Genomic DNA, 7,811 nt, shown 5'->3' on the forward strand with positions numbered 1-7,811 from the left:
ATTCCTAAAATTATATTTTATGAAAATAATTACAAAATATTTTTTATAAACGTCCAAAAGTTTCATATAACAAAGTACTATACATTTGTAGAACACATATTAGCTAGATACTTAAATAAAATAATTGATAAATAAATATATTTTTAAAATTTAAAATCTTTAATAAATATACAAATTTAAAACAAAACAATTTTAAATTTAATAGTTAAAATAAGTATTAATATATTTATAAAATTCTTTAAATATCAATAAATGTTTATATAAAAATAGCCAGATTTATATTTGGCTATTTTATTTTTAGATTATTTTAAAAACAATATTTTATCAACTTTGAAGTTGAAAATTTGTTTGTATAAAATACATATTAGTGATATTTTTATTGATTTTAACTAAAAAGATTTAATGTTCAATTACAGATTAGTAAATAAAACTAAATAAATGTGGTAATTAAATTTAAATAGTTAAATTTCTATTTAGCATTTTATACATTTAAATATAGGTTAATAAGTAAATTTTACATACTTTATCAAGTTTTGAATTTTTCAAAAAATGCTTTTATTTTTTCCAATAAATTTTTTGTTCGTTCTTCTCTTCTATTTTTAAAACCTTTTGTTTTGTCTATTGGCTGAGCAATTAAACTTTCTTCTTTTTTAAATAATTTAATTACTTCAGCACTTTCAATTTTAGGATAACCTCTTGAAAAAGAATCTGCAATAAAATCTTTGGTTTCGTTATCTTTTAAATCTTCTTGTTCTATTAAATCATTCAATGCTTTATATTTAAGTTTTTCGTGAAATTCAAAATAGTCTGATATAAAATTTTCAGGATTATATGTTCCTTGATTATTCACTTTATCTATAAAAGCAAAAATTAATTCTTTTTTACTTCGTAATCTAGTATTAGAATTAATGATTTTTTCTAATTCTTGTTTATCAAAAGGTTTATTATGTTCTTTTAAACTAGATAGTCTTTCTTGTATTAAATATAAAATATAATCAAGATTAATTTCTTGTGACTTTATTAGTTCTACTTCGAAAACTAAATCAGGAATAATGCTCGTTAAATCATTTTGGCTTATTTTTTTATATTTTTCATTTAAATCAATGTAAACACTTTTGAAATCTTGTGTTTCTCTTTCATTTAGTAGTTCATATTCATCATATTCAATAAATTGACTCAACATATTTTTGTATTTTAAAATACGTCCAAATAATTTAACAAAATTTTGCTCTTCATTTTCACCATTTTCTAAAATTGAATCGGGATTAGGAAATTTTGATTTTAATTCTTTAATTAATTCATTGTATCCGTAACTTTTTGACCATATTCATCTATATAACCCTCACAATATTCTTTTAACGTTTTCATTATTATGATATTTGCTGAAATATTATTTTTATTTGAAAATAAAGAAATAGCTTCGTTTACTTGTTTTTCTAAATTAACAAAACAAATAACATTACCATGGCTTTTAATTGAATTCAATATTCTATTGGTTCTAGAAATGGTTTGAATTAAACCATGTTGTTTAACTTTTTTATCTATTCAAATTGTATTTAGTGTTGGTGCATCAAATCCCGTTAAAAACATATTTACTACTATTGCTATATCAATTTCATTCTTTTTTAGCCTATTACTAAAATCCTTGTAATAGTTATTAAAACTATCAGATCTTGTTGAATAAGTCGTATTAAACATTTTATTGTAATCTGAAATAGCCATATCTAAAAAATCTCTAGAAACTTTATCTAATGACTCAACCATTTCATTATTTTCATCAATAATACCTGATACATTATCCTCTATAGAATCGTTTGAAGAATAACTGTAAATTAAAGCAACTTTTAATTTTTTATTATCATCTAAATCTTTTTGTTGTTCTTTAAATTGTTGATAATACATTTTTGCAGATTCAATAGAATGAGTAGCTAAAATAGAATTAAATCCATTATTTATGTATCTTGTTAAATTATTATTATCGTTGTTTATATATGTCAAATATTTTTTGTTATTTCTACAAGTAGGGGCATCATAATTTTTTAAAATGTATTCTGTTATTTTAGATATTCTTTTAATATTTTCTAAGGCTTCTTTAGTATCAATAGCCATTACTTTTTGATCATCGTTTTCTATATCATAATTACTTTTTATTGTATTAACATAATGAATTCTAAACGGTAGTACTTTTTCATCCTTAATTGCCTCTGGAATAGTATAAGAGTGTAATAAAACACCAAAAATGCTTTCTGTTGTTAACAAGACTTTTTGATCAATATTTATATTTTTTTTATGTCCAGAATTATCTAAAAAAATCGGTGTTCCAGTGAACCCAAAAATTATAAAATTTTTAAAAGACTTTTCAGTAATTAATTTGTTAAATTCTCCAAATTGTGACCGGTGACATTCGTCAAAAATTAAAACTGTATTTTGCTTATATATTTCATGATTAGAATTGCTTTTAATAAATTTACTCAATTTTTGAATTGTTGTTACAATTATTTTTTTATTATCATCTTCTAAATTTTTCTTCAATTCAGTTGTATTAGAATTTGATGAAACAGCACCTTTTTGATATTTTTCATATTCCTTTATCGTTTGATAATCTAAATCTTTTCTATCTACAACAAATAAAATTTTTTTAACTTTTTCATTTTCTCCCAAAAGAGTCGCTGTTTTAAAAGAAGTAAGTGTTTTTCCACTACCAGTAGTATGCCAAACAAAACCACCTTTTTTTTCCTGTTTATTAAATGTTTTATAAGTAAAAACATTATTTACTTTACTAATTATTTTTTCGGTTGCTGCAATTTGGTATGGTCTCATAACTAACAAATTATTATCATGCGTAAAAACACAATATTTAGTTAATATATTTAATAATGTATTTTTTCTAAAAAAAGTTGAAGTAAAATCTTCTATGTCATGAATAGGTTTATTTTTTGAATCAGATCAATATGAAGTAAACATATATGACTTTTGAATTTTTTCTTTACTTTGATTTTTTTTGATAAGGCAGATTCTCTTGTTGTATTTGAATAATACCTTGTAAAGGTCCCATTAGAAATAACATAAAGTTGTACAAAATCATATAAATTATTGATTGTATCTCTATTATAACGTTCAATTTGATTAAACGCATCCTTTAAATTTATACCCCTTGCTTTAAGCTATATATGAACAAGAGGTAACCCATTAACTAAAATAGTAACATCATAACGATTTTTACGATTGGATTTGTTATTTGTAACTTCATACTGATTTATAACTTGAAGATTATTGTTATGAATATTTTTTTTATCAATAATTTTAATATTAATTTTGGAATTATTTAATTCTCTTTTTAATGTATAAATATGATGTTTTTGAATTAAATGCGTTTTTAAGGATGTTAAACTAAAGTTAGTAATCTCATTGCTTGCTTGTCCTATAAGAAAAGAAGAAGCATTAAATAAATATTCCTTTTTAAAGATTTCTCATTCATCGTCACTAAAAACAAAATTATTTAATTTTTCAATTTGCTTTTTACAATTATTTAAAAGCGATTTTTCATCTTTAATATTTTTTTCATAAATATAACCTTGTGATACCAGTTGATTAATAAACTTTTCTTCAAGTTTTATTTCTGTTTGATATTCAGTTTCAATAATTTTAGATGATTCAAACTGAGCAATAACAGTTATTTCATTTTGTTCTGCTATTGTTACTTCTTTTTTCATAATTTTCCTTATTTATTTTCATCAAAAGATAAAAGTTTATTTCTATAATATTCATATTGTTTTTGTCTTAATTCTATTTCAAGTGGTAAACCTTCTGAAATGTCATTTATGTATTTTTCAAAATCATCTAAAATTTCTACTATTTTGTTTTGAATTTGAAGTGAGGGTAAATTTATAGTAAAATTTTTTAATTCTTCTAATTCTAAGTGTTTAGGAATAGCATCATTTGCAAGGGAAAATAATTTATCTTGGAAATTTTTTAGATAATAATATAAATATTTTTTATTTATAAAAAGTTCTTGTTTATAGGGGTTCAACAGGTATAATACGTCGTTAGCTCAAAATTTTTCTTTTATATAATTAACAAACCCTGCTGTACCATATTTCACTACAGTTAAAGTATTTTCTAATGAATTATATTTGTTTATTTGTCCAAATTTTTTATATCCACCACTTCATACCGGATATTTACCATCATCAATTAAATCATTTTTAGTTACACGCCTACCAGTACTTATTTTACAAATTTGTGATAATTTTATCTCATCAATTAAAAAAATGATTTGTCTTCATTTAGTTTCTAAGGTATTTAGATAAGTATTACTTAATATCCCCCCCCTTCGATTTTATCGAAGCTTAATAGAAGATTTCTATAATATTCATATTGTTTTTGTCTTAATTCTATTTCAAGTGGTAAACCAGTTTTTATATCTTTTGTATAAATTTCCATTTTATCTAAAATATCAACAATTTTTTCTTGAACGTATACAGATGGAATAAATATTTCTAATTCTTCAAGAATATTTTTTCCTAAACCTGGAATACCTGCACCTTCTTTTGAATTCATCAATTCCTTTTGTTTATTTTTTAAAAAATGATATAAGTACCTATTAATGATTGGTGAATTATTTTTACATTCAATATAAAAGCAATGAGCACTTGCTCAAAACTTTTGGTCAATATAATTCACATAACCTGATAAAGAACCACCTTGACTTATTATAATTGTATTTTCATCAACATTATATTCGTTGTGTCAACCAGATTCTTTAACGCCACCATTAAAAACCGGATAAGAGCCTTTAATAAATTTATCTTTATTTAATTGAGCACCTTTTTTTATTGAAACTATATTTTTTAAAATATCTTTATTTATAAAATTATGTTCTCTGCAATCTTTATTAGTTTCTTTATTAATGATTTTGTTGAATAGTGAATCATTGTTATCATAATCCATTAACATATTTCTAAAGTACTTATATTGTTTTTGTCTAGCTGTAAGCTCTGCTGTAAGCTCTGCTGTAAGCTCTGCTGTAAGCTCAGTGAAATTATCTAATATTTCCACTATTTTGTTTTGAATTTCAATAGGGGGCATTGGAATATCAAACTGTGAATAAACTTTAATTCACTGTCTTGCGTGTTCAGTTGGTTTATATTTTAAATTGGCTAATCAATAAAAAAAATATTTTAAATTATTATTAGGATTTTTCAAGATTAAAATTTTAATAGCTGACGATTTTAATTTAAAATTAAAATCTACTCGCTTAACATTTGCTGTGAAATCATCAAATAATATTATTGGTTTTACTTTACTAGAAAAAAAGATATTTTCTGTTTCGTCTGTATATCCTAATAAAAATGTTTTACCAGAAGTTAAAACAGGTATTTTAAATTGATTCGAGTATTTAATGTTTTTTACTGTATATTTATTACTGTGCTCATAATCTAATAATGTTTCCATTTTTTTGAATTCAACACCATTAGGACAAAATTTTTTTAATAACTTTTCAAAATTATTCATCTGAACCTTCCAGATCAATGATTATTTGATTAATTTTTTCACGCAAGATATTAATTTTTTTTACTGATGTGTTTAGTTTAATATTTAATTCTTCAATATCTATTTCTTCTTCTTCATCATTAAAATTTAAATATGAATTAACACTTAATTTAAAATTTTTATTAGCTATTGTTTCATGGTCAATTAATATAGAAAAATCTTCAATCTCTTTTTTATATCTTATAATTTCAATTATTTTTTCTAAATTTTGTTTTGACAATTTGTTTTTCTTCCCGTTTTTAATAAATTCTTTTGAAGCATCAACAAAAAAGATACCCTGTTCATTTTTATTTTTTCTGAGTAATAAAATGCATGTATAGATTGATGTACCAAAAAATAAATTATTAGGTAATTTAACAATAGTATCTATTAAATTTTCTTTTACTAAATATTCTCTAATATCTTTTTCTGCACCACATCTGTATAATACTCCTGGAAATTCAACAATTGCTGCACTACCACTTGAAGATAAATGATTAATCATATGCATTACAAAAGCCATATCTGCTTTCGAATTAGGTGCTAAAGTAGTAACTGAAAATCTTTCATCATTAGCATTTAGAGGATTATTTTTTCCTTCTCATTTTGTTGAGTATGGAGGATTAGAAACAATTATATCAAATGGTTTAAAATTTTCATGCATAGGATTTTTTAGAGTATCCCATTATAAATATGAAATTTATGAAAATTTATGTCATGCAAAAACATATTAATTCTTGCTAAATTATATGTTGTATGATTTATTTCTTGTCCGTTGAAACTATCTGTAACATTTTCTTTTCCTAAAATTTTTGCAAATTTCAACAATAAAGATCCTGATCCACAACATGGATCATAAACAGTTGATACTTTTATTTTGTCATTTTTATTTGGGTGATTAAAATCTATTAAAGTTAATCTTGCAAGTAATTCACTTACTTCTTGGGGAGTAAAAAATTCTCCTCCAGATTTTCCTGCCTCACCTGCATACATTGCCATTAAATATTCATATGCATCACCAAAAACATCGATGCTATTATCTTCAAAATTACCAATTTTTAAATTAGCAATAGCTAATAAAATTTTATTTAATCTTTGATTTCTTTAACAACTGTATTACCAAGCTTTATTGAGTTAAAATCAATATCCGAAAACAATCCACCTAAATCTTCTTCCGAGTCCGTACCTAATGCAGAATTTTCAATTGATTTAAAAACATTTTCTAGTGTAATGTTTAAATTTTCATCATTGTTTTAATGTTTTACAACATTTTTAAAAAGATGTGATGGTTTTATATAAAAACCTTTTTCACTTATTAATGTTTCTTTTGCGCTTTCAAAATCTTTGTCTTTAGTAGTGGCAAAATCAAAAGTTGTATTACCGTTTTTATTTTCAATTTTATTAATGTAAGATGAAATATTTTCAGAAATAAATCTATAAAATAACAATCCTAATACATATTGTTTAAAATCTCAGCCATCAACTGTTCCTCTTAATTCTTCTGCGATTGCTCATATCGTTTTATGAATTTCAGCTTGTTCTAATTCTTTTTTATTGTTCATAATTTTCCTTAATTGACATTAATTAAATCAATAATATTATTTTAACAAATATAAAATATATAATCATAAATATAAAATAAAAACAAATTAATAATTAACTTTTTTTCTATAAAATTAACAAATAATTCAAAAATTAAAAATTTAAGAATATTATTATCAAAAATGACATTGTCTTTAAAAAAACACTATTTATATTTTAATTAATCTAGTGCTATAAAAACTCACTATATTTTAAAATATATGCACATAGTTTTTAAATATTCTTTTATAATTACATTAAATTACTTGTAAGGAGCAAATATGAACCAAGATTTAATCAATCAAGATAATAATTTAATTACAAAAAGAAGAGAAGAATTAAAACAATTACATGAGCATGGATTTAGTGAAAATGATAATCATAAAATTGATCCATCTTTAATCAAATACAATAAACATGGTCAACAAAAATTGATGAATATAAATCAAATTAAATGAACAAAACAGCAAATAATAATTAAGTCTTTAGCGACATTTTTAGTTTTAGTTGTAATTACATTATTATTCGTTGCTGCTTTATACATAGGTCAGGGAGTTTAATATGTCAACAGAAACAAATTTATTAATTGCGCTTTTAGCTTTATCTTTAGTTATTTTAGCTATTTTACTTATTCCAGTTTGAAAATTGCTTTTTAATTCTAGAGTTAAAGGAACTAAATATAACAAATTAGGTCGTAG

Annotated in this window: 6 protein-coding genes and 2 pseudogenes; 1 reads left to right on the forward strand and 7 read right to left on the reverse strand. The window is 22.6% G+C overall.

Annotation, left to right across the window (positions count from 1 at the left end):
* Window positions 1-523: 523 nt before the first annotated feature.
* From MALL_RS04575 to MALL_RS04600, 7 genes and pseudogenes are all read right to left on the reverse strand, one after another.
* Complete coding sequence (locus MALL_RS04575) at window positions 524-1,348, reverse strand: type I restriction endonuclease subunit R, EcoR124 family (RefSeq protein WP_050767267.1); 825 nt, start codon at window positions 1,346-1,348, stop codon at window positions 524-526.
* Window positions 1,294-2,964 (reverse strand): HsdR family type I site-specific deoxyribonuclease, encoded by a 1,671-nt coding sequence (locus tag MALL_RS04580; protein WP_005683259.1) that lies wholly within the window; start codon window positions 2,962-2,964, stop codon window positions 1,294-1,296. Before MALL_RS04580 ends, MALL_RS04575 begins: the two co-directional genes overlap by 55 nt.
* A pseudogene (locus tag MALL_RS04585) lies at window positions 2,913-3,713 on the reverse strand (type I restriction endonuclease). Before MALL_RS04585 ends, MALL_RS04580 begins: the two are co-directional and overlap by 52 nt.
* Window positions 3,714-3,721: 8 nt before the next feature.
* Entirely contained in the window at window positions 3,722-4,324 is a 603-nt protein-coding gene (locus MALL_RS04655; protein WP_211204444.1) for a restriction endonuclease subunit S, read from the reverse strand.
* A complete protein-coding gene (locus MALL_RS00775; protein WP_005683248.1) occupies window positions 4,318-5,514 on the reverse strand; it encodes a restriction endonuclease subunit S in 1,197 nt (398 codons plus the stop codon). Before MALL_RS00775 ends, MALL_RS04655 begins: the two co-directional genes overlap by 7 nt.
* Window positions 5,507-6,531: pseudogene (locus MALL_RS04595) on the reverse strand (type I restriction-modification system subunit M). Before MALL_RS04595 ends, MALL_RS00775 begins: the two are co-directional and overlap by 8 nt.
* Before the next feature lie 254 nt (window positions 6,532-6,785).
* Window positions 6,786-7,094 carry a type I restriction-modification system subunit M N-terminal domain-containing protein gene (locus tag MALL_RS04600; protein WP_005683245.1) on the reverse strand — a complete coding sequence of 103 codons (309 nt, stop codon included), beginning with the start codon at window positions 7,092-7,094 and terminating at the stop codon, window positions 6,786-6,788.
* A 300-nt stretch (window positions 7,095-7,394) separates the two neighbouring features.
* On the opposite strand from MALL_RS04600, the gene MALL_RS00785 reads away from it, so the two are divergent.
* Window positions 7,395-7,673, forward strand: a complete 279-nt coding sequence (locus MALL_RS00785; protein ID WP_005683253.1) for a hypothetical protein — start codon at window positions 7,395-7,397, stop codon at window positions 7,671-7,673.
* Window positions 7,674-7,811 lie beyond the last annotated feature (138 nt).

The organism is Mycoplasmopsis alligatoris A21JP2 (assembly GCF_000178375.1).
GTDB classification, from domain to species: domain Bacteria; phylum Bacillota_I; class Bacilli_A; order Mycoplasmatales; family Metamycoplasmataceae; genus Mycoplasmopsis; species Mycoplasmopsis alligatoris.